The following is a 21,851-nucleotide window of genomic DNA, read 5'->3' on the forward strand; positions in this document are numbered from 1 at the left end:
TGGGGTATTCAGCCGACTCCTTGCCCTGACACTGCCCACTGATGTACCGGTGGGTATTATCCGGGGCATTATGTATTCACAAAAACTATTCATCTGATTTCAGTAAGGAAAAAAATGAAACTGATTAAATTATTACCTCTGCTGGCAATGATTGCGGGCTCCAGCTTTGCTGCATCACTGGAGGGTACGGTCAAAGCATCAGGTTGTCTGGCGGTAAACGATATGCTTGAGAACCTCAATTCGCGGGAGTCCTGTGTTTCAGTCGATATCACCAGAACCTTATCTGAAGGCCGTTATCTGGCGGTTGCTAACCTGAGTAATGGCAATATCTACCCGGTCCGCATGACCCTCAGTGACGGTGTCATTACGGCACGTCCGGACACGGATGAGATTGATAAGCTCAATCAGCAGCAGGCGCAAAAGCGCCGGGAAGAGCAGTTACAGAAAAAGCTCGATTATTACAAAGCCCACCCACAGAAAGAGAGCGAGTTCGACAAAGCGAAAAAAGCACATCTGAATCTTACTCAATATCACTCAGCCGCCTGCAGGGCCATTGGTCAAAAAGTATGGGATTCCATTCATGAAGATGTGTCGTGCCTGATGATTGAGAATGCACAGCCGGTCAGTGATAACACTCAAACGGGAACAGCCATTCTGCGTGGGCCAGGTGCGGGCAAATTTAAGCTCCCGGTGAAGTTCAGCGTGATTCAGGAGGATTTTATCCGTATTGACGCCGATATAGCACCAGCTGCGCTGGCACAACTAAAGGCACAGATAGAAGCGTATACAGAAAAACTGAACCAGCGCTAATGAACTGAAAAGGATAACAGTATGAAAATTAAACCCTGTTTACCTGTCCTGCTGTCTCTTCTGGCCCCTGCCTTCACTCATGCAACAGTGACCGAACAACAGTGGGGTGAATGGTACGGCAACACGGGCGGTATGGAGTTTGCACTCAGCAGCGACAATCAGGCCGGAGAGAAGCTGACCATCAGTTGCAGCAATAAAAAGATGGTTGTGGCCTGGCAGCTCCCGAAGGAGGATTACCGCGCCACCTCTGATGAAGGAATGAGCGAAGTGTATCTTCTGATAAACGGTGAAAAATACTCGCTTGAGAATGAAACTCTGCTTTCGGGTGAGGCCGTTCCGGCTCAGGTGGCTTTTGAAGCACTGAAGCACACAGGAGCAAAAGACACTCTGGCTTTCACCGCCTTTCAGTCAGGGGAATCGAAACCGTTCAGTGCCCGTGGCTTGCACGATGTGCTGAAAGATATCACCTGGCGGGATTGTCTCGATCAACCCTGACGGCTTTTCACATAAGTCATTCGACCAGCCCTGTAGCCCATATGTAACAGGGCTTTTTGCTTTTTAAGGTGTTCATCATGCCTGAATCCCCGTTACTACCACCTGGTTCTTTTACCCGGCAGCAGGCCGAAACCATTATCTGTTGGTACCATAACGTCACTATCGAAGATTACCAGAACACGCATTTTCGTCTGGTTGTGCGCGACGATGATGGCAGCATGGTCTGGCGGGCCTGGAACTTTGAACCCGATGCCGGTGCAGGACTCAACCCATATATCCGGCGCTATGGCATCCGCAGGACGTCACTCACCGACTGACAATGTCCATTCCTGACGGCCACCTCCCGGATCACCCATTATTACCCCACACGCCAGCCATCACCGCTGGCGTTTTTTATTGACGGAGACATTTACATGACAACAGCGACACAGTGCGACCTCGTACCCGCTAACGAATCCGATTTCAAACTCACAGTAACGCAGGTTCCCGACGAACAGCGTATTCGCTTCTGGCCGCAGCACTTTGGCTTCGTCCCGCAGTGGATAACGCTGGAACCCCGTATTTTTGCCTGGATGGACCGCTTTTGTGATGAGTACAGCTGTGGTATCTGGTCCTTTTACACGCTCAGCAATGGTGGCGCATTTATGGCTCCTGATGCTGACAGTGGTGATAAATGGCATCTGTTCAACAGCATGAACGGCAATGGTGCGCAAATGAGCGCGGAAGCCGCAGGTATCGCTGTCTGCCTGATTGAATACAGCCACCATGTCTGCTGTACAGAGTGTGACGCAATGACCGCGCACTATTACCGTCTGCGGGACTACGCCCTGCAGCATCCAGAAGCCCACGCCATTTTGCGCATCATTGACTGACCAGAGGAACAACGAATGAAACAGCTTTCCTTTTTACCCGGCGAGATAACGCCACAGGACCGGCGTCTCATCCAGCGGGCACTCAGGGTTCTGGACAGACATCTGCATGAGCCCGGGGTGGCGTTCACCTCCACACATGCTGTCCGTGAATGGCTGCGACTGCATATGGCCGCGCTTGAGCGGGAAGAGTTCCGGGTGCTGTATCTGGACAACCAGAATCAGCTTATTACCCATGAGACGCTCTTTAGCGGCACGATTAACCGCACTGAAGTCCATCCCCGGGAGGTGGTTAAGCGCGCCCTGTATTTCAATGCGGCGGCGGTAATACTGGCGCATAACCATCCTTCCGGTGAGACGACGCCCAGCCAGGCTGACAAAGCCCTTACGCAGCGACTGGTTCAGGTGCTTCATCTGGTTGATATCCGCGTCCCTGACCATCTGATTGTCGGTGGCAGGCAAATCTATTCATTCGCTGAACACGGTCTGCTGTGAGGTATTACATGAAAATTATCAGTAAGCGCCGGGCAATGACGATATACCGCCAGCATCCTGAGTCCCGAATCTTTCGCTACTGCAGCGGAAAATATCAGTGGCACGGTAGCGTCTGTCATTACACCGGCAGGGACGTTCCGGATATCACAGGAGTCCTGGCGGTATACGCCGAACGCCGCCAGGACTACAGCGGACCGTATGCCTGCCTGATGAGTATTACCCTGAACTGACAATAAAGGAGGTTATCAATGAGCAACGTCACATGGGGCCTGCAGCGGGATATCACCCCGCGCCTGGATGCACGTCTGGTGCAGGAGGGCAACCGGCTGCACTTCCTGGCTGACCGGGCCAGTATCGCCGGTAAGTTTAGTGACGACGAATGTCTTAAGCTGGATATGGCATTTCCACATTTTATCAGTCAGATGGAATCGATGCTGACCACTGGTGAAATGAATCCCCGCCATGCCCACTGCGTCACCCTGTACCACACCGGTTTTACCTGCGAAGCCGATACCCTTGGCAGTTGCGGCTACGTATACCTCGTCGTTTACCCCACTCTGCGCTAACTAATTTCACGAGAGCAAACATGAAACCTCAACCTGCAGCAACTTCGAGGGCGGTAAAACCCTGCCTGTCACCTGTGGCTGTCTGGCAAATGCTACTGACACGCCTGCTGGAACAACACTATGGTCTTACCCTGAACGATACTCCTTTTAGTGATGAAACCGTTATTCAGAATCACATTAATGCCGGGATCAAGCTGGCTGATGCCGTTAACTTTCTGGTGGATAAGTACGAGCTTGTTCGTATCGACAGGAAGGGATTTAGTTGGCAGGAACAATCACCATATCTTCGGGCCGTTGATATTCTGCGAGCACGGCAGGCAACTGGCTTGTTGCGGCAAAACCGTAACAATGCAGTACGCTGAATATTGCGTACAACCTTCCCGATTTATATTTCTGATCTTTCCCCCTTGTTTACATATTGCATAATGCGCCTGCCATTACCTGGCGGGCGCATTTGCTTTTTACGGACCAAATATCATGCAAACTGAAGCTGAAGTATTAACCGATCAAAGCGAGCTGATTTGCTCGACCAGTATTGAACGCATAGTGACAGGCCGTGATGCCGCACTAAAACAGATCGAGCAACTAATCCAGCAACTTGACAGCATTTCACGGCTAACATCTGAAATTGGTGGTGGTACAGCGCAAGACTGGGCGATGAAATCAGGACACCGCTACGACAGTTGGCTGATTGAAAATACAGATAAAGCGCTACCTGCGATAACGCGTAATATCGACCGTAATATCTGGCGTGATTTGATGTTGAAGTCTGGCATGATGGCATTAATGGATGCGGAGGCTCGTGAGCAGTGGCGCCAGAATCTGGAGGAATGCGACCTTCCCACCATTAGCGAGGCGAATGTCCTCAGTACCTTTGAGCAGTTACATCTGAACAAAATGGATGTTTTTGAGCGTGGAATTATTAACGTTTTCAAAGGATTAAATTGGGACTATAAAACCAATAACCCATGTAGTTTCGGTAAGAAGATTATTATCAGCAATTTAGTTAAATACGATAAATGGGGCTATAACCTGAACTGGGGCTGGCAGCGTGACAGGCTGGCGGATCTTGAACGAATGCTCACGATCCTCGAGGGACAATCCATCCCTGACAGTCGTGCGGATGTTATCCGTCGTCTTGACGATCACATCCATGAGAACAGGCACAGTACTCATTACGAAGATAAGATGTTTTCGATCAAATATTTTCAAAAAGGAACTGCACACATCATCTTTAATCGACCAGACCTGGTCGATAAACTGAATGACATTATCGCCCGACACTATCCCGGAAAGCTGGCTGCAAGATAACGTTGATTTTTGTTGAGTAAATTCACTTACATCAGCAGTTACATTGAAAAAATCAAGGGTGTGAGCTGATGAAATTTTTCATGTAACTTATTGATTAAATTGGTGCCGATAATAGGAGTCGAACCTACGACCTTCGCATTACGAATGCGCTGCTCTACCAACTGAGCTATATCGGCCCTGATAAGGACGTGCCCATGAATGTGAACACGGGGTAGAAGGTTAAAACTAACCGGACTGTGCGTCAATGGCCTTGCGAATCAAACGCCTATTTTTGCATCATCCGCATTCAATTACGCACAAATCGTGTCGTCACAGGCTTCCTGGTACGCGGCAAGGGAATTCTATAACCAGCGGCGAACACGCTGCTCATAGCGTATCCATTCCGGCCCGAAATGTTTTCGTAGTTGTTCCTCTTCAAAATCAATATGTAATCTGGCAACCACCTGCATAAACAGCGGTGCAGCCAATATTCCAATCAAGCTACCGACGTAAAGAGCAAAAGCTAACTGAAGTCCACTCATTCCAAGATAGATTGGATTGCGGCTCAAGGCGTAACATCCGCCAGTAACAAGCGTGGTCGATTTCTCTGCATGCAGTGGGTTTAGCGTCGTACGTTTCTTCCGCATCTGCCACGCGGTATGCAGTATCATCGCCAGACTGACGCTAGCCAACAATGCACTTATCACGATAGTCACCGCGCCAAATGTGAAACGCGGTATCGCCGTCAACGCATCCGCGATGAGGAATAATAACAGGATGAGAGGTGGTGGAAGCCAGACTCTTAATTTTGTCAGGAAAGGACGCATGGCTACGGGCAAACCTCAGTACCTGTTTGATTAACGCTGGTATCACTATAAATACCCCGTTTAAGATACATAAACAAACGGTGCACACCTCACTATAGGACTTTTTACTTAATCAGACAGACAGGCAGCGATGCAAAGACGCCCATACCAGAGGCGTCTGCCCCTGGTGTTCAGGAAAAAATCATGCTGCAGGCTATGTCAGCTCAGAGCACATACTCGTTTAAAGGTTTTACCCTTCATATGTAATAACCGTGTCAAAAAGGAATTACGTAGATAAAGGTGAATCCGACGCTGATTCAAACAAATCTACTGACTGCTGGTAATACCGGATAAAATCATTAAATGTCACTGGCGGTAGAAACTGATACCCCTGCAGATAGTCAACATTATTTTTTCCCAGCCATTGTTGCTGATAGTCATTTTCAACACCCTCTGCCACCGTACGTAACCCCAGAAGTCCTGAAAGGTGAGTAATTGACTCGAGCATAGGGATATATTGATCAACCTCTTTAATTTCCTTAATGAAGCTTTTATCAATTTTGATTACATCCAGGTCTAACTCATTGAGATAGCAGAGATTAGCGTATCCAGTGACTTTGTTGAATAAATCGAACTTTTGCTGAGTTGAAGGATCAGATCACGCATCTTCCCGACAACGCAGACCGTTCCGTGGCAAAGCAAAAGTTCAAAATCACCAACTGGCCCACCTACAATAAAGCCCTCATCAACCGTGGCTCTATAACTTTCTGGCTGGATGATGAAGCTATTCAGGCCTGGTATGAGTCGGCAACGCCTTCATCACGGGGAAGACCTCAGCGCTATTCTGATCTCGCCATCACCACCGTTCTGGTCATTAAACGCGTGTTCAGGTTGACCCTGCGGGCTGCACAGGGTTTTATTGATTCCATTTTTACACTGATGAATGTTCCGTTGCGCTGCCCGGATTACACCAGTGTCAGCAAGCGCGCAAAGTCGGTTAATGTCAGTTTCAAAACGTTCACCCGGGGTGAAATCGCGCATCTGGTGATTGATTCCACCGGGCTGAAGGTCTTTGGTGAAGGCGAATGGAAAGTCAAAAAACACGGCAAAGAACGCCGTCGTATATGGCGAAAGTTGCATCTGGCAGTTGACAGCAAAACACATGAAATCATCTGTGCAGACCTGTCGCTGAACAATGTGACGGACTCAGAAGCCTTCCCGGGTCTTATCCGGCAGACTCACAGAAAAATCAGGGCAGCATCGGCAGACGGCGCTTACGACACCCGGCTCTGTCACGATGAACTGCGGCGTAAGAAAATCAGCGCGCTTATCCCTCCCCGAAAAGGTGCGGGTTACTGGCCCGGTGAATATGCAGACCGTAACCGTGCAGTGGCTAATCAGCGAATGACCGGGAGTAATGCGCGGTGGAAATGGACAACAGATTACAACCGTCGCTCGATAGCGGAAACGGCGATGTACCGGGTAAAACAGCTGTTCGGGGGGTCACTGACGCTGCGTGACTACGATGGTCAGGTTGCGGAGGCTATGGCCCTGGTACGAGCGCTGAACAAAATGACGAAAGCAGGTATGCCTGAAAGCGTGCGTATTGCCTGAAAACACAACCCGCTACGGGGGAGACTTACCCGAAATCTGATTTATTCAACAAAGCCGTATCCAGTACCAAAATCATCCAAAGCGAACAAAACACCTTTATTTCGCAACGAGCGAATAAGTTCTTTGATTGCAGGAGTAATCGTGAACGTCTGGTTCTCTGTTATCTCTACCATCAATTTTATCGGAAGACCTTGCGTTATCTCCATAAAATTAAGGCATTCCCAATAGAATACAGGATTATTTAAACCTGACGGACTGACATTAAAAGAAACGAACAGAGTTTTATTAATACTCGCGCCTCCAGAGACCAGATTGCGCGCAACAGCGGTCATTAAATAGCTAGTTAACTCATTGATTAAACCACTTTTTTCAGCCAATGGAATAAACTCTCGCTGAGAAATAGCATAGTTATGTCCCTGTGGCCAACGAGCCAAGACCTCAACACCACAGACGTCGCCCCTGATATTCACGATGGGCTGAAAATAAGGAATGATCTCCTCATTCCTTATTGCCATACTCAGTCTACTAGTATCCGAAACATCATATGCGTCAGTGTAAACTGCATCCCCATTCACATTATTATTGATTATAGAACCTTCATTTAATAAATTATTTCGGGTTAAAAAGATAACAGTTTCATTAAAATTGGAAAAGCCGAGGCGAGCAGTAATTTTATCCCGATATCGATACACTGACTTAATTGTTAGCGAATTAGCAATACAGAAATCATGCAGTTTTTCTTTTGTGAATGATGAATACAGCATTTCTTCTTCAAATTCAGTTAAGTTAAAAGTAAACATCGGTGAATCTTTATTGACTTCCACAACTTTGTTAGGTGCCAATAAACTCTCTTTTAATTGAGCGATCAACTGCTCCGACAATTCCCCCCCATTGATAAAGGAATATTCTTCATATCCCCGATTAACTGGCAGGGTTTCGCACATCCGCAGAACAATACAGTGTATGTTGATGAACTGTGTACTGTTTCTCTGAAGCCATTTTTTGACCAATAATAATGGCAACCGGTTATCGATCACCAGCAAGCAGGACGGATATTGTGACATAACTGACTGCGTGCCAGAAATAAATGTCCGTGCATCGATCAATACCAGATTTGGTAACCATGCTTTTATTCCTGAAAAAAGGAAAGTATCATAACTGAGAAGAAAAATTTTTTTCGTATTCATAGTTATCACCAACTTGAATTTATGGCATAGCAGGTCCCTCGCTCTATTCACGAGAGAATATACAACACCTTCGACCTCCAATAATCATAAGGCGATTCGTGATAAAACTTTATCCATAAGCCATATCACGTAAACTCAGAATTTATAATCACAGTTATCCATATGAGTATTCTCATCACACCGTAAGTTCCATTTAAAAATTGAAAAAGAAAAAACTCCATTTCTTAATCAGTACAAATCCCTTTACTCACTTTCACTTCATTACAAAACAAAAAGCTATAAATACAAAACTTACAAAACATATAACTACAGTGACCAACAGAATAACATATTACCGTAGTTTATGCTGACCGACAAACTAAGAGAGGATGTCGTAGATCTTGTATTCATAAACATTTCCGGCAATATGCACGACATATTGTTTCATCGACTCTAAACTTAATGCTACGTTTTATAAAGCTAGTGACAGTATAGGTCCAATATATAATCTGGGCATATTGGCTCAGACCCAACACCTCTAATGATTAATTTTTGAGCAACCCTGACCCACGGGTAAATATTTCTGTAACGCTACGATAAATTTCCGGTTTTTTGTTTTCAACTCACTACTATGCCAGGTTTCCCCCGGTAACACATAACGCATGGTGGCTTCATCATCAGTTGAGTGACACCCCTGGTGTACGATAATTTTGAAAAAAGTATTCCCTGTGTTTTTCAACGTCCCGTTTATCTCATCAATGGTGTAGGCCAGGTTCATTTTCCTCGGACGAACGACCAATATGGTATCCATAGCGATCACCGGGAGAGCCTGTCCGCCTTTCCCTAGATTACGTTCGGTAAACAGCGTTATCGGCATTTCACGAAACAGTATTCGGTAATAGCGTTCTTTATCATCCTGCGGGCCACGATAGAAAATCTTAAAAAACTCACTTGCCTGCGGTGCCAGTGAAAAACTGAGCGGAGTAAACAAAAGTTCGCCTTCGGCAATAGCACTTCTGTTTTCACCTCCCGGTCCCGGTTTATCTATTTTAACTGCGCTAATACTGTACACGTTCTGTTTCTGGCTATCGTTATAGATTCGTTTACTGATAAATGATTTATCCGATGGCATCTCATAAATAGTCGACTCCAGGTAGACGGCCTGAGCGGAGAACACCGTTAGCCCGGAAAGCAAGACCAATATCCATCTTAGCGCCAAACGACAGTGGCTCATGGCGTCACTCCCACCCAATTCGCCGTCACTTTTATCTCTCCGCTGGCACTGACAACACCTTCCCAATCCGCACCGGAAACGGTCAACATCGAACGCGAATCATTCATTGGGAAAAGCAATTTTAAATCAGTCGCAAAGTAGCTTCCATCATCTGTATTATTTGCGTCCCAGGGCGTCTGTTGCCATTGCGCATCTCTCATGCTGATCGCCGCTTCACTACAGCTATTTCGTTTCTGTACCACGCCACCCGACTGACTGTTGTACTGAAGAAAGGCGGGAATTGGGACAGCTAACCCACCTTGCGTAGAGGTGAACAGGCAATAAGGCACATTGTTTATCGTCGTACTTTCCCCAATAACTTGTGCGGTAATGCTATCAGCCTGACGAGGCCCCGAAACCGTCACGGTGTAATCCATCTCAATCGGAGCAGTCTCGCCAATTGTGCCGCTGCCGCTTGCCGAGGTGCTGTTATCCGATGAGATAATACTGATCCCATATTCCTTTGGCACAATATTGAGCTGTAGCGAAGGGGTAAACTGGTAGTGTCCTGACTCTGGTGTTAAGCCATTATAAAAACCGAAGGTAAACGGCTGACTGTTGGTAATGCTGATCCCTGAATCAACAAGCTTCTTCAAAAATGCTTTTGACAGAAAAATATAAATGTATTCTCCAGATGTCGTAAAAACGTTGTAATAAGCAGTTGAAGTACCATAGTTATACCAGTTTGAACCATTCCCAGAGTATTTCACAGTGGCCGCTCCGGGCGTAAAACCAAGCATCGCCGTGTCGACAAAAGCGCGAAACGTCAAGGAGGCGGTCAGATTGGCCGTTTGTTGCAAGTTATAGCTCACCATTTTGCAAATAACACCGTCAGTACCGCCCACCACGCCAAGTTCACAATAACCAGAGTCTTTGGTGATGCTCGGCGTACCATCGCTGGCAACCCAAAGCTCCTGAAATGCGTTAGTCGAGACAAGTGACAGATGACCGCGTTTAGTTAACGTGTAATTGACGTAATTCCATGATCCTGTCGATTGATCTTTGCACCGTTGCCCGGAAGAATAATCATAATTTACAGAAGTATAACAGCGGTTGAACACATAGGTTTCGCTGCTACCGGTTGGCACATTGCGGAAGTACTCATAAGCAGTATCGCTCAGGGAAGCGAATCCGTAGGCGCCACCAATAACGCCTGCGACAGAGCCGACCTGCGCATGATAAAAACCGTTTTTGTCAGTGCCCAATCCGGCAATAAACCCGGTTGATGGGCATTGAGTGCCACTATAACAACGGATTCCCCGGAAAGGCCCGTTAATCGGGGAGTTATCAATCCACATGTCCTGATAATAATATCCAGGCGCAGTCCAGCCGACAAAACCTAAATACCCGAGACTGACCTGAGAGGTACCGTATTTTATCCACGTATTTGACCCGCTGAAACGCGGATCAAGTGCCGATGGGGTAATAAAGTATTCACTATCAATGGCATTTTCGATAAACAAATAGTTATTACTGACTGATCCCGAAGAGATTGCATTCAACGCCAACGCAGGCACAGGTGAAAAACTCCCTACGGCACAGATTACAGTAGCTAATTTAATCAATACTTTCATTTTATTACCTCTGTGCCATCGTGGTTTGCGTTGCACATTTCACATCACCAACCCACGCTGCACCGCGTGCTTTTTCCAAATCAAGATCGGCTTCACATACCCTGCCGTTGGCAGAAATTAACGTAATAACCGGATACTTTTTATCGATATCGATAGCAAACTCACCCTTTTCATCCGTACGCGTTTTACCGATGTGGTTATGGATATCGGTATTTGCAGCCAATTGTCCATCGGGATAACGAATGCGACCGAATACGGTGACCATGCTTTTCACTTCAGGGTTGATAACACCCACGTTACCCGGATATAGCGTCAACTCCTGTTTGCGTCCTGAAACAATATCGAAGCTGTCCTCAGAATTTTTATCATTGAGGATTTCCAGCTTGTACTGAGCATAGGGCGGCAGTGCAATGAAATTTGATTTACCGCTGAGAAGATAATTGCGGTTATTAATCTTCGCAGCCAGTTTCCCCTCGCCGGTCAAATCTGTTTTTACGATAACGCCAGAACGCTGCCTCTCTTTACTCAGACCGAAGTCTTTACCAGCCCACGCCAGAGAACCTTGGGAAGAGAAGTTCATATTGGTGGAGTTGTCAGCAGAACGCGTTACCGATACGGTGCCGGCGTTATATTTCGTGTCATAACTCAAATTGCCGTTTACCGAATAATTATTGTCATAATACTGTTCGCCGCTCAGACGCGTTGATGCCGATAATCCGACCGATTTAATCGGCCCTTCAGCATACTGTTTTCGTGCACTGAGATTACCCTGGGTACTACCATAGCGATCTCGGGAGACGCCCATGCTCAACCAGGTCGCCAACGGCAACGATAAGTCCAGGCTGACATAACGTTCCTGTCGCCCATCGTCATTTCGGTTGTTGTAGTAATAACGCTGAATACCTGCACGCAACCCAACCGTGGCATACCTGCCTGAATAAAGGGTCGTGTTGTAATCCAGATTACGGTATTTATTGCCTGAGTAACGATTCTCCGTCTGACTCACGGTGAGCGAGCCGCCATGAGGAATAAACTTTCCAAGGTTAAGAGTTCCGCCAATGGAATAGTTATCACGTTCCTGCATGGGCAAGCGATCGCCAATTTTACTGTCTTCACGAGATGCCCAAAGGGAACCATATCCCTCAGGGACATTGAGATTGATGTTACTGATGTTTCGCCATGATGAATCGTTCGCTACCAACATCTGATTGCCAATACTGACGTATTCATTCACATTCAGCGTGACATCCGTTTCATTAACCGCATTGTTGTCAAAACCGTAGATCGTTGATTTCAGGCCCAGCCCCGACAATATCGCCAGCGTCACCGATGCGGCCCCCCCGACAATCCAGGTCTGCTCATTACCCAAATCCTGATAGTGGTTACGCTTATAGCTCACCCGATCATAATCCAGCGAACCACCAAAAAACTGCCACGAGAGCTGATCAACTCCAGCAGCTTGTTGGCGAGCAAAGATCTTATTAACCCGGCTGACACGACTATTAATTGTCCGCCCATTGACCACGATATCTACCGTGACGTCGTAAACACCATACGGAAAGCGACTGGTATCAATTTCATAGCTGCCCATATTAAAGTTCTGCACGCTGAGTAAACGTCCATCGCGGAAGACATGAACCTCACCAGCGGCTGGCAAAAATACGGTAATCGGCGTGAGTGAAAGCGCGGTATTCTCAACAACCGTACTTCCTTTGTTCCCGTAGCTCACACCGTAAATTTTCCCACCATTCAGCGCATTCAGGCTGGCAATAGACTGGACATTCCATGTATCAAGCATCCCCAGCGCCAGTCGATACCCTTCATAATCGCGCTCATACATCGCACGATAAAGTTTACTGGTACCATTGCTGTCACCGATGCCGTAAAACGAACCGTTAACATTAATGTGGTGCTCCCGCAGCGATGTTGTATTGTCCATCGTCAGATAGCTGCGGGTACTGCTGCCATTTCGGTAATCGTTGTAGTAGGTACCAAAGTTGTAGTTCAGGACGTTAGACAGAGTTTCAACGCTGGAAGGTCCAAGCAAGCTACTGCGCGCGACAATCGCTTCAGTTAACGCATCTTTGCTGACAATCATCTCCAGGTGAAATGATGAGACATTAAGTTGCAGTCGAGCATCATCTGACAGTTCAATATTCGTATTATCGTGAAACTTTACATCACGGATTTTTTCCACTAACGCGCGGGTTTTCTCGGATAACACAGCATTATTGGGCAATTCAGCAAGAGTCAGTGCTTTAACTGTAATATTGCCATCAACAAGCGAAATCACCGCATCGGCAATTTTTTGCTGACTTTTCTCATCAGTCTCGTTGTAACGTATATATACCGGCACCGTCATTCCCTGCTCCAGTGAACGGGCGAAAGCACTGGGAATAACGTAATTACCCACTTTTACTGGGGCTGCATGTGAAGTTCCTGGTGTCAGCGCAAGAAAAAGACAAATGCTACCGCCAACAATATATGTTGTTGTCATATGCATCCTTACAATCCGGTATTTTTATTTATCCCGTACAGATGGCTGCTATTGACCATCACTTCACTGTAATAAACTGCTTACCGTGCCAGATACCGATGCGTGAGCGGCTATTACTAATGTCGGTGAACTGCAGTTTTATTTTTGTCCCTGGCATAATGTAATAACGTTCACGACAGCCCCGTCCCTGATCGCGAGCATTATCTTTGCAAGCTCCATAGGCGATTACTCGAAATGAAACATTGCCAGTATTGCTAATAACATCACCATTACGGTTATATTCAAAACGCTCTTTTCGCGGCGCAACGACCAAAATCGTGCCAATTTCTGCTGACGCTGTCGCAACAGCCAATTTATTGGCCCGGGTTTCCGCGCTCTCGGTGACCGGCTCATCTATCCATTGCAGACGATAATAACGCTCGACATCATCAACTGGCCCTTTATAAAAGAAGCGAAAAACATCCTTTGCCTGACCAGGCAGAATTAGATTGGCAGGCGTAGAGAGTAATTCCCCGGAATTAACGGGTTTTATTTCGACTCCGCCCGCTAAAGGTGATGACAGTTGTTTTACCGATACGCTGACATAACGAGCCGAATCTGTCGTATTAGTGATTTCTTTCGATAATGAACTCTCAGTAGAAGTCATTATCGACGTGATATCACCGACGTTAATTGCCCAGCTGGAAAAAGAGATTACCAACCCTACCAACATTGCTGCCGGTAAATATTTATTCATGACACCATTCCTGATAAATTCGGGAGAATTTCTCCTCCCGAACCTTTATTTATTAGGCGGACGGAGTCGTCCAGGTTGCATTGAACTGTACTTTTACATCACCAGTCCAATAGCCGTCTGGCAGTGCAGAGTAATCCGTTACCGGCGTGCTACCATCAGAAGTCGCAGACGCAATGGTGAATTTGAAGTTAGATTGATCGCTGACGCGATCAGCACCGTTGTAAGCGCCATCAGCCATCAGGCTTTCAAGACCAGAAGTCGAGCTGGAATTTACCAGGACAGTATCTGATGAATTAGTCAACGCGGTGCCATTCCATGCCACCCCTACGTTCAGGGTAGACGCATCGCCACTGGCGTTGGTCAGAGTATTGCTAATAATCTGAGCGGTCAGTTCAAAATCAGTTGCCGTTTCCTGGCCCTGAATAGTCACATCAAACGCGCCATCCTGGGAGTTGAAGCCATTAAGACCTTCCGCATACTGGAAAGTCAAAGAGTTCAGCGGAGTGACGACCAACATGCTGGTGGTATCTTTTGTTGCCGTCGCGTCCCACGAGGCCGTTGCAGAAGCAGTGACATCTGCCATTGCATTTGCCGCAACAAATACAGACGCCAGAGAGGTCACTAATAATAATTTTTTCATTTTTATCTTCTCCTAAGAACATACTCACCACCGAGTCTTATTATTAAGTCACTCCAGCGGTTCCATTAATTGCGAGCCAGAATTGCCGCGCCCAAAAATTATCATTTGAATTAAGTAACATCTCAACAAACCCTGAAACGCAAAAATTACAAAAAGACTAAGAATTTTCCCACTAAAACGATAATCTAAGAAGTTTCCTAAGTTTAATTTACTTAAATAACACCGTGAATCAGAACTATCACCCAAATAAATAAGGCAAATCAAACAATTCATCTTTTTTATGTTTTTGATAAATATCAAAAAGATCATACAAATACCACGAGAGCAAAACCCTTACAAAACATAAAGATAATTAACACCTCCATAGTTTCTCTATAATGCTTATTATTTGTTGCAATTATGCTAAATTTTTAACGCCGCAAGAAAATTCTCATGATATATCCATTTGCGCGGGAATATTCTTATAAAAAAATCATTCATCTACAGAAACTACATTCTAATTGATAATTATTTGACAAAATTAAAACCAGGAATTTTCCATATAAAATGAATATTCCTGGCTTATCAGGAGAGATAATGATTATCGTTAAATAGAAAATTAGATAAAACGTTTTAAACCAAGATAACTATTAATTGTTACGGTACGTACCCTATGTAAGGTAATCAGATTCTGCTGTTCAAGTGATTTTAATGAGCGGCTAACGGTTTCAATTTTAAGATCGAGATAACTGGCAATTTCGTCCCGAGAAAATGGCAAGCGAAGCGTCGTTTCTGGCCTGCCGATGCGCAAATGCATCTCGTAAAATTCCACCAGGAAAGCCGCGATCCTAGCCTCAGCATGTTTATTCGCATAGCGCCGCAGTTTTTCAACAATGAATCCATTGTCCCTGCAGAGAAACTTGATGACTGCGGCAGCAACCGAAGGCTCCTTCTCTGCTACCTTGAACAACCGCGCAATATCAATGTGGCAAACCTCCGCAGCCGTTGCCGCCTTAATCGTTGTCAGGTACTTCCCCCCTTCGACAGCATCCAGCGCCATGATATCTCCCGGAACATAAAAGCGGCTGATAAAAACGTTATCGCCACATTCCACGCTGGACTTGCAGTACCCCTCATGGATAACAAAAAGCATATCCGCGGTTTCATCCTGTCGGGCGAGTATCTCCCCAGCTTTAAACCGCCTTCTTTTGTCTATTAATTTGTATTGATTATTACGATCAATCGCCGCTCCCTTTGGGCACAGCGAACAATGACGGGGAGGAAACGGGTTGCCAAGCGGCACAACAGGAATGCTAAGTTTGTGAATATCCGATTTCACGCAACAACTCCTCATAAAAATGAGATTGATTCTAATAGATCGGGCCATAGGAACAATACGTGAAACGAAGACCAGGAAAATTCATGCAGGCAGGGAAAATTCTGTGATACGCCGCCTTTCTGGCGCCAGAGAATGCATAGGTCAGAACCAGACTGGTGCGGATGATGTTAAAAACGCAGGATAAAAAATACGGCAGCGGGATGAAGGTTAGAATTAACTGGGTGATGCCTTAATAGCCTTTTAAATCAGATGGCTATTATTGCATCACCCAGTTTCAATTATGCACGAACCGTGTCGTCACCGAAGCCAATCCACTTATATGTGGTCAGTGCTTCCAGTCCCATTGGGCCACGTGCGTGCAGTTTTTGCGTGCTCACCGCCACTTCCGCACCCAGTCCGAACTGGCCGCCATCGGTAAAACGAGTAGAGGCGTTTACATACACGGCAGAAGAGTCCACTTCATTCACGAAACGGTTGGCGTTGCTGAGCGTGCGCGTCAGTATGGCGTCCGAGTGCTGGGTGCCGTGTTCGCGAATATGGGCGATAGCGCCATCCATATTTTCGACCACCACAACATTCAGATCCAGAGACAGAAACTCGTTATCCAGCTCTTCCGGTTTCAGTGACACCAGTTTGGCAGGGCCATGCAGTACCTGCATCACGATTTCATCACCGTGCAGCGTAACACCGCTATCCGCCATCTTTTGGCTTAACGCAGGCAGAAAATGCTCAGCAATATCCTGATGCACCAGCAGAGTTTCTACGGTGTTACAGGTGCTTGGACGCTGGGTTTTGGCATTAACGATAATCTTCAGGGCCGGGGCGATCTCCGCGGTATCATCAACATAAATATGGCATACGCCAATACCGCCAGTGATGACCGGGATAGTTGACTGCTCACGGCACAACTTATGCAGACCCGCGCCACCGCGAGGGATCAGCATATCGATGTACTTATCCATTCGCAGCATTTCAGCGACCAACGCGCGGTCCGGGTTATCAATTGACTGTACGGCAGCCGCGGGTAAACCGCAGGCTTCCAGCGCCTTTTGGATAACAGCCACGGTCGCCGCGTTGGTCCGGTAGGTCTCTTTCCCACCGCGCAGAATCACCGCATTGCCGGTTTTCAGGCACAGGGAGGCAACGTCAACGGTGACGTTTGGACGCGCTTCATAAATCACGCCAATCACGCCCAGCGGGACGCGACGACGCTCCAGACGCAGACCGCTATCCAGCAGGCCGCCGTCAATCACCTGCCCTACCGGGTCGGCAAGATTACAGACCTGGCGCACATCGTCAGCAATCGCTTTCAGACGCGCCGGCGTCAGCGCCAGGCGGTCGAGCATTGCTTCGCTCAGGCCGTTGGCTCGCGCCTGCTCAACATCTTGTATGTTCGCGCTGAGGATGCTTTCCGTTTGCGCTTCCAGCTCATCAGCAATGGTTTCCAGTACGCGATTTTTTTCGCGACTGGAGAGCAGCGCCAGCTTGTATGACGCGGCTTTGGCAGCAATGCCCATTTGTTCCAGCATATGCCTGTTCCTTAACGGGTGATCATGTCGTCGCGATGAACAGCAACCGGACCGTATTCGTAGCCCAGGATGGTGTCGATCTGTTGTGAGTGATGTCCGGCAATACGGCGCAGCGCGTCGCTGTTATAGCGGGTGACGCCGTGGGCAATATCGCGCCCTTCGAGATTGCAGATGCGGATCACTTCACCACGAGAAAAGTTACCTGTCACGCTTTTAATGCCTTTTGGCAGTAATGAGCTGCCGCGTTCCAGAATTGCTGCGGTCGCGCCCTCATCGACGGTAATCTCCCCGGCAGGCGGCGCGCCAAAGATCCAGCGTTTACGGTTCTCCAGCGGAGAGGCCTGAGCATGAAAACGCGTCCCAACGGAAACGCCTTCCATCACGTCGCCAATCACGCCCGGCTTGCTGCCTGCGGCAATAATGGTGTCAATCCCGGCGCGGCACGCGACATCGGCGGCCTGCAGTTTTGTGCCCATGCCGCCGGTTCCCAGACCTGAGACGCTATCCCCGGCAATGGCGCGCAACGCATCATCAATGCCGTGTACGTCTTTAATCAGCTCAGCCTGTGGGTTGGTGCGTGGATCGGCGGTGAACAGCCCCTGCTGATCGGTCAACAGCAGCAGCTTATCGGCTCCAGCCAGAATTGCCGCCAGCGCAGAGAGGTTGTCGTTATCGCCGACTTTAATCTCAGCGGTCGCTACGGCGTCATTCTCATTAATGACAGGAACAATGTTGTTATCCAGCAGCGCGCGGAGCGTATCGCGGGCATTGAGGAAGCGCTCTCTGTCTTCCATATCTGCACGCGTCAGCAGCATCTGCCCGATATGAATACCGTAGATCGAGAACAGCTGTTCCCACAGTTGAATCAGTCGGCTCTGCCCGACCGCCGCCAACAGCTGTTTCGAAGCTATCGTTGCCGGGAGCTCCGGGTAACCAAGATGCTCACGTCCGGCGGCAATCGCACCAGAGGTAACGATAACAATACGATGCCCTGCGGCATGGAGCTGCGCGCACTGGCGAACCAGTTCTACGATGTGGGCGCGGTTCAGGCGGCGGGATCCGCCCGTTAACACACTGGTGCCAAGTTTTACCACCAGCGTCTGGCTGTCACTCATGATTCTCTGCCATTCAAAATTGGGGAAAATGATATCAAACGAACGTTTTAGCAGGACTGGCCCCGGTTGCCAACAACCAGCGCACAAAGCATGAAATTTTATTGCGCAGGATCAGCAAGCGTAGCGGCAGATTTTGACGCATTTATTACAGAAACATAAAAACATCCTTTTTTAAAAATATTCTTACTTTGTCATAAAACGTTCATTGCCAGACGTTAAAAACCCTCCTGTCTTTTAACGGGGATCACACCCAGTGAATATTAGCGCGTACTTTTAATCAGGAATGAAAATGAAAAAGAGCACTCTGGCATTAGTGGTGATGGGAATTGTTGCGTCGGCATCCGTACAGGCGGCGGAAGTGTATAACAAGAATGGTAATAAGCTAGACTTGTACGGCAAAGTAAAAGCCATGCATTACATGACGGATTATGACAGCAAAGATGGTGACCAAAGCTATATCCGTTTAGGTTTTAAAGGCGAAACGCAAATTAACGATCAACTAACCGGTTATGGTCGTTGGGAAGCAGAGTTTGCCGGCAATAAAGCTGAAAGCGACTCTAACCAACAAAAAACACGTCTGGCCTTCGCCGGTGTGAAATTAAAAGATTTTGGCTCGTTTGATTATGGTCGTAACCTGGGCGCGCTGTATGACGTGGAAGCCTGGACCGATATGTTCCCGGAATTCGGTGGTGACTCCTCCGCACAGACCGATAACTTTATGACCAAACGCGCCAGCGGTCTGGCAACTTACCGTAACACCGACTTTTTCGGCGTCGTGGATGGCCTGGATCTGACCCTGCAATACCAGGGTAAAAACCAGGATCGTGATGTGAAAAAACAGAACGGCGACGGTTTTGGTACTTCCGTTACCTATGACTTTGGCGGCAGCGATTTCGCGGTGAGCGGCGCTTATACCAACTCCGATCGTACCAACCAGCAGAATCTGCAAACTCGTGGTACGGGTGATAAAGCTGAAGCCTGGGCGACCGGCTTAAAATATGATGCTAACGATATTTATATTGCGACGTTCTATTCTGAAACACGCAATATGACGCCAATTTCCGGCGGCTTCGCCAATAAAACACAGAACTTCGAAGCGGTTGTTCAGTACCAGTTTGACTTTGGTCTGCGTCCGTCACTGGGTTATGTACTTTCTAAAGGGAAAGATATTGAAGGCGTCGGCAATGAAGACCTGGTGAATTATATCGACGTGGGCGCAACATATTATTTCAACAAAAATATGTCCGCGTTTGTTGACTATAAAATCAACCAGCTGGATAGCGATAATAAACTGGGCATCAACGATGATGACATCGTTGCGGTGGGTATGGTCTACCAGTTTTGATATAGCATAAAAAAATGCCGGATGGGGTTGCGCCGCCATCCGGCATTTCACTGTTCATTATGCCGTTAACTTAACCGGTTCATCCTTAAAGCCGTCAGCAGGTTCCAGCGCCAGATTCAGCGTCGTTAACAAGCCACGTAATTTTTCATGGAATTCACGTAAGGTGTATTCCAGTCGTTCTACCACTTCAGTCTCTTTCACCGGCACCGCCGTCCAGTTACCGTCTTTATCAAACAAACCAAACTGATAGCTGTACGTGAAGCGTTTTTCCTGCGCCTCCAGTTCCATCCACCAGCCCCAGAACTCGCGTTTCTCAGGGGCGGGTTTCACGTTGACGCAAACAGCCAGACAATCGAAAAAAAATCGATTATCTTCGCACTGCCCTTCCCGGATATACGGGCCAAGCGCGGTGAATTTCTTGATCAATCTACTTTTCGGATGCCCACTCGGTAACGTCATTACGATCTCCTTAGGTGAAGCACCTGTTTTACCAAATCGATAAAATTTAGCAAACTTTTAACACAATCTGAATCGCCACAGATAATCTAGACACTTCCGAGCCGTTGATAATACTGGTTTTCATATTCTGTCGGTGACATCTGATCGCTAGAACCATGCCGACGCTTACTGTTATAAAACATTTCGATGTAATCAAAAATATCACTGCGGGCTTCTTCCCGCGTTCCGTAGATCTTTTTCTTTATCCGTTCGCGTTTCAACAACTGGAAAAAGCTTTCTGCAACCGCATTATCATGGCAGTTACCGCGACGGCTCATGCTGCCCTCCAGGCCGTGTGATTTCAGGAAAGACTGCCACTCATGGCTTGTGTACTGACTGCCCTGATCCGAATGAACCAGCACCTGTTTTTGGGGATTACGCCGCCATACAGCCATCAGCAGTGCGTTCAGGACAATGTCCTTTGTCATCCGGGATTGCATGGACCAGCCGATAATTTTGCGTGAGAACAGATCAACAACCACAGCAAGATACAGCCAGCCTTCGTGGGTCCTGATGTAGGTTATGTCTGTTACCCAACGCTCATCAGGAGCATCCGGATTGAACTGTCGCTGGAGCCTGTTGGGCGACACGATACTGGCCTCGCCTTTACGTGCCCGCGGGCTCCGGTATCCGACCTGAGCCTTTATCCCGACACGTTTCATCAGTCGCCAGACTCTGTTCACTCCGCACTGTTGCCCGCTGTCCCGCAGATCCAGATGGATTTTGCGATAACCATAGACGCATCCCGATTCCAGCCAGAACTGTTTAATCTGTCCTGTCAGTCTCAGGTCTGCCTGATGGCGTTGAGAATGCGGCTGCTGAAGCCAGGCGTAAAAACCACTGGGATGAACATCCAGCACCCGACAGAGCAGGCGAACAGGCCAGCAACAGGTGTTGTCACGGATAAAGGCGTACCTCAGTCGGACAGCTTTGCGAAGTACGCCGCGGCTTTTTTTAATATGTCCCGTTCGTCGGTAACCCGCTTCAGCTCTTTCTGGAGACGACGGATCTCGGCCTGAGCATCTGACTGTTCTTTATTAGTGGAAGAATCCGGACCGTACTTCTTTATCCAGGCGTAAAGGCTGTGGGTGGTGATATCGAGACGTGTTGCCACGCTGGCAACAGAATAACCGCGATCAACAACCTGTTTGACTGCTTCAGTTTTAAACTCTTCGGGATAACGCTTACCGCTCATGGGCACCTCTCTTTAAGCCA

The 21,851-nt window shown here is 47.6% G+C and carries 22 protein-coding genes, 1 tRNA gene and 2 pseudogenes; 11 read left to right on the plus strand and 14 right to left on the minus strand.

What is annotated here, in order from left to right; translation table 11 throughout:
* The first annotated feature begins 114 nt into the window (after positions 1-114).
* From IB222_RS18150 to IB222_RS18190, 9 genes are all read left to right on the plus strand, one after another.
* Positions 115-810 (plus strand): hypothetical protein, encoded by a 696-nt coding sequence (locus IB222_RS18150; protein ID WP_149385176.1) that lies wholly within the window; start codon positions 115-117, stop codon positions 808-810.
* Between the two features lie 21 nt (positions 811-831).
* On the plus strand, positions 832-1,305 hold the full coding sequence (locus IB222_RS18155; protein ID WP_149385175.1) for a hypothetical protein: 474 nt from the start codon (positions 832-834) through the stop codon (positions 1,303-1,305).
* A gap of 77 nt (positions 1,306-1,382) precedes the next feature.
* Entirely contained in the window at positions 1,383-1,622 is a 240-nt protein-coding gene (locus IB222_RS18160) for a DUF905 domain-containing protein (RefSeq protein ID WP_149385174.1), read from the plus strand.
* Positions 1,623-1,718: 96 nt separating this feature from the next.
* Positions 1,719-2,177, plus strand: coding sequence for an antirestriction protein (locus IB222_RS18165; protein ID WP_149385173.1), 459 nt, complete (start codon positions 1,719-1,721; stop codon positions 2,175-2,177).
* Positions 2,178-2,192: 15 nt separating this feature from the next.
* The gene (locus tag IB222_RS18170; protein ID WP_149385172.1) at positions 2,193-2,669 is read left to right on the plus strand and encodes a RadC family protein; all 477 of its coding nucleotides are present in this window, start codon (positions 2,193-2,195) and stop codon (positions 2,667-2,669) included.
* Positions 2,670-2,677: 8 nt separating this feature from the next.
* Positions 2,678-2,899 carry a DUF987 domain-containing protein gene (locus tag IB222_RS18175; protein ID WP_149385171.1) on the plus strand — a complete coding sequence of 74 codons (222 nt, stop codon included), beginning with the start codon at positions 2,678-2,680 and terminating at the stop codon, positions 2,897-2,899.
* Between the two features lie 18 nt (positions 2,900-2,917).
* The gene (locus tag IB222_RS18180; RefSeq protein ID WP_149385170.1) at positions 2,918-3,235 is read left to right on the plus strand and encodes a type IV toxin-antitoxin system YeeU family antitoxin; all 318 of its coding nucleotides are present in this window, start codon (positions 2,918-2,920) and stop codon (positions 3,233-3,235) included.
* A 20-nt stretch (positions 3,236-3,255) separates the two neighbouring features.
* Positions 3,256-3,597 (plus strand): TA system toxin CbtA family protein, encoded by a 342-nt coding sequence (locus tag IB222_RS18185; protein ID WP_149385169.1) that lies wholly within the window; start codon positions 3,256-3,258, stop codon positions 3,595-3,597.
* 115 nt (positions 3,598-3,712) lie between these two features.
* Positions 3,713-4,546: a DUF4942 domain-containing protein gene (locus IB222_RS18190; protein WP_149385168.1), complete on the plus strand. Its 834-nt coding sequence runs from the start codon at positions 3,713-3,715 to the stop codon at positions 4,544-4,546.
* Between the two features lie 100 nt (positions 4,547-4,646).
* Here the strand turns inward: IB222_RS18190 and IB222_RS18195 are convergent.
* The 3 genes and pseudogenes from IB222_RS18195 to IB222_RS18205 all read right to left on the minus strand — a co-directional run.
* Positions 4,647-4,722, minus strand: a tRNA-Thr gene (locus IB222_RS18195).
* Positions 4,723-4,887: 165 nt separating this feature from the next.
* Positions 4,888-5,352: an isoprenylcysteine carboxylmethyltransferase family protein gene (locus IB222_RS18200; protein WP_149385167.1), complete on the minus strand. Its 465-nt coding sequence runs from the start codon at positions 5,350-5,352 to the stop codon at positions 4,888-4,890.
* Between the two features lie 265 nt (positions 5,353-5,617).
* Positions 5,618-5,944, minus strand: a pseudogene (locus IB222_RS18205) (EAL domain-containing protein); the annotation flags it as partial.
* A gap of 77 nt (positions 5,945-6,021) precedes the next feature.
* On the opposite strand from IB222_RS18205, the gene IB222_RS18210 reads away from it, so the two are divergent.
* A complete protein-coding gene (locus IB222_RS18210; protein ID WP_032624899.1) occupies positions 6,022-6,945 on the plus strand; it encodes an IS5 family transposase in 924 nt (307 codons plus the stop codon).
* A gap of 56 nt (positions 6,946-7,001) precedes the next feature.
* On the opposite strand, the pseudogene IB222_RS18215 reads toward IB222_RS18210, so the two are convergent.
* The 9 genes and pseudogenes from IB222_RS18215 to proB form a co-directional block, all read right to left on the minus strand.
* A pseudogene (locus IB222_RS18215) lies at positions 7,002-8,132 on the minus strand (EAL domain-containing protein); the annotation flags it as partial.
* A gap of 517 nt (positions 8,133-8,649) precedes the next feature.
* Complete coding sequence (locus IB222_RS18220; RefSeq protein ID WP_126319144.1) at positions 8,650-9,345, minus strand: fimbria/pilus periplasmic chaperone; 696 nt, start codon at positions 9,343-9,345, stop codon at positions 8,650-8,652.
* Positions 9,342-10,958 carry a fimbrial protein gene (locus IB222_RS18225; RefSeq protein ID WP_149385138.1) on the minus strand — a complete coding sequence of 539 codons (1,617 nt, stop codon included), beginning with the start codon at positions 10,956-10,958 and terminating at the stop codon, positions 9,342-9,344. Before IB222_RS18225 ends, IB222_RS18220 begins: the two co-directional genes overlap by 4 nt.
* 4 nt (positions 10,959-10,962) lie before the next feature.
* On the minus strand, positions 10,963-13,455 hold the full coding sequence (locus IB222_RS18230; protein ID WP_149385137.1) for a CS1-pili formation C-terminal domain-containing protein: 2,493 nt from the start codon (positions 13,453-13,455) through the stop codon (positions 10,963-10,965).
* A 58-nt stretch (positions 13,456-13,513) separates the two neighbouring features.
* The gene (locus IB222_RS18235) at positions 13,514-14,191 is read right to left on the minus strand and encodes a hypothetical protein (protein ID WP_060682708.1); all 678 of its coding nucleotides are present in this window, start codon (positions 14,189-14,191) and stop codon (positions 13,514-13,516) included.
* Between the two features lie 52 nt (positions 14,192-14,243).
* On the minus strand, positions 14,244-14,831 hold the full coding sequence (locus tag IB222_RS18240) for a common pilus major fimbrillin subunit EcpA (protein WP_003830835.1): 588 nt from the start codon (positions 14,829-14,831) through the stop codon (positions 14,244-14,246).
* Positions 14,832-15,429: 598 nt separating this feature from the next.
* Positions 15,430-16,149, minus strand: coding sequence for a Crp/Fnr family transcriptional regulator (locus IB222_RS18245; protein ID WP_126319150.1), 720 nt, complete (start codon positions 16,147-16,149; stop codon positions 15,430-15,432).
* Between the two features lie 278 nt (positions 16,150-16,427).
* Positions 16,428-17,678 (minus strand): glutamate-5-semialdehyde dehydrogenase, encoded by a 1,251-nt coding sequence (gene proA, locus IB222_RS18250; RefSeq protein ID WP_063941994.1) that lies wholly within the window; start codon positions 17,676-17,678, stop codon positions 16,428-16,430.
* A gap of 11 nt (positions 17,679-17,689) precedes the next feature.
* Positions 17,690-18,793 carry a glutamate 5-kinase gene (gene proB, locus IB222_RS18255; protein ID WP_003031373.1) on the minus strand — a complete coding sequence of 368 codons (1,104 nt, stop codon included), beginning with the start codon at positions 18,791-18,793 and terminating at the stop codon, positions 17,690-17,692.
* 289 nt (positions 18,794-19,082) lie between these two features.
* Between proB and phoE the strand changes: the two genes are divergently transcribed.
* Positions 19,083-20,138 carry a phosphoporin PhoE gene (gene phoE, locus IB222_RS18260; RefSeq protein ID WP_003830831.1) on the plus strand — a complete coding sequence of 352 codons (1,056 nt, stop codon included), beginning with the start codon at positions 19,083-19,085 and terminating at the stop codon, positions 20,136-20,138.
* A gap of 57 nt (positions 20,139-20,195) precedes the next feature.
* Here phoE and crl read toward each other — a convergent pair whose 3' ends face one another.
* Both crl and IB222_RS18270 read right to left on the minus strand, forming a co-directional pair.
* Positions 20,196-20,597, minus strand: coding sequence for a sigma factor-binding protein Crl (gene crl / locus IB222_RS18265; protein WP_003830830.1), 402 nt, complete (start codon positions 20,595-20,597; stop codon positions 20,196-20,198).
* A gap of 86 nt (positions 20,598-20,683) precedes the next feature.
* Positions 20,684-21,831 (minus strand): IS3 family transposase gene (locus tag IB222_RS18270; RefSeq protein WP_113772681.1). Its coding sequence is split into 2 segments (ribosomal slippage): positions 20,684-21,594 and positions 21,594-21,831, totalling 1,149 coding nucleotides; the frame shifts between segments, so codons are not numbered across the junction.
* Positions 21,832-21,851: the final 20 nt, after the last annotated feature.

Source organism: Citrobacter sp. C13, from assembly GCF_014596815.2.
GTDB lineage: Bacteria > Pseudomonadota > Gammaproteobacteria > Enterobacterales > Enterobacteriaceae > Citrobacter > Citrobacter portucalensis.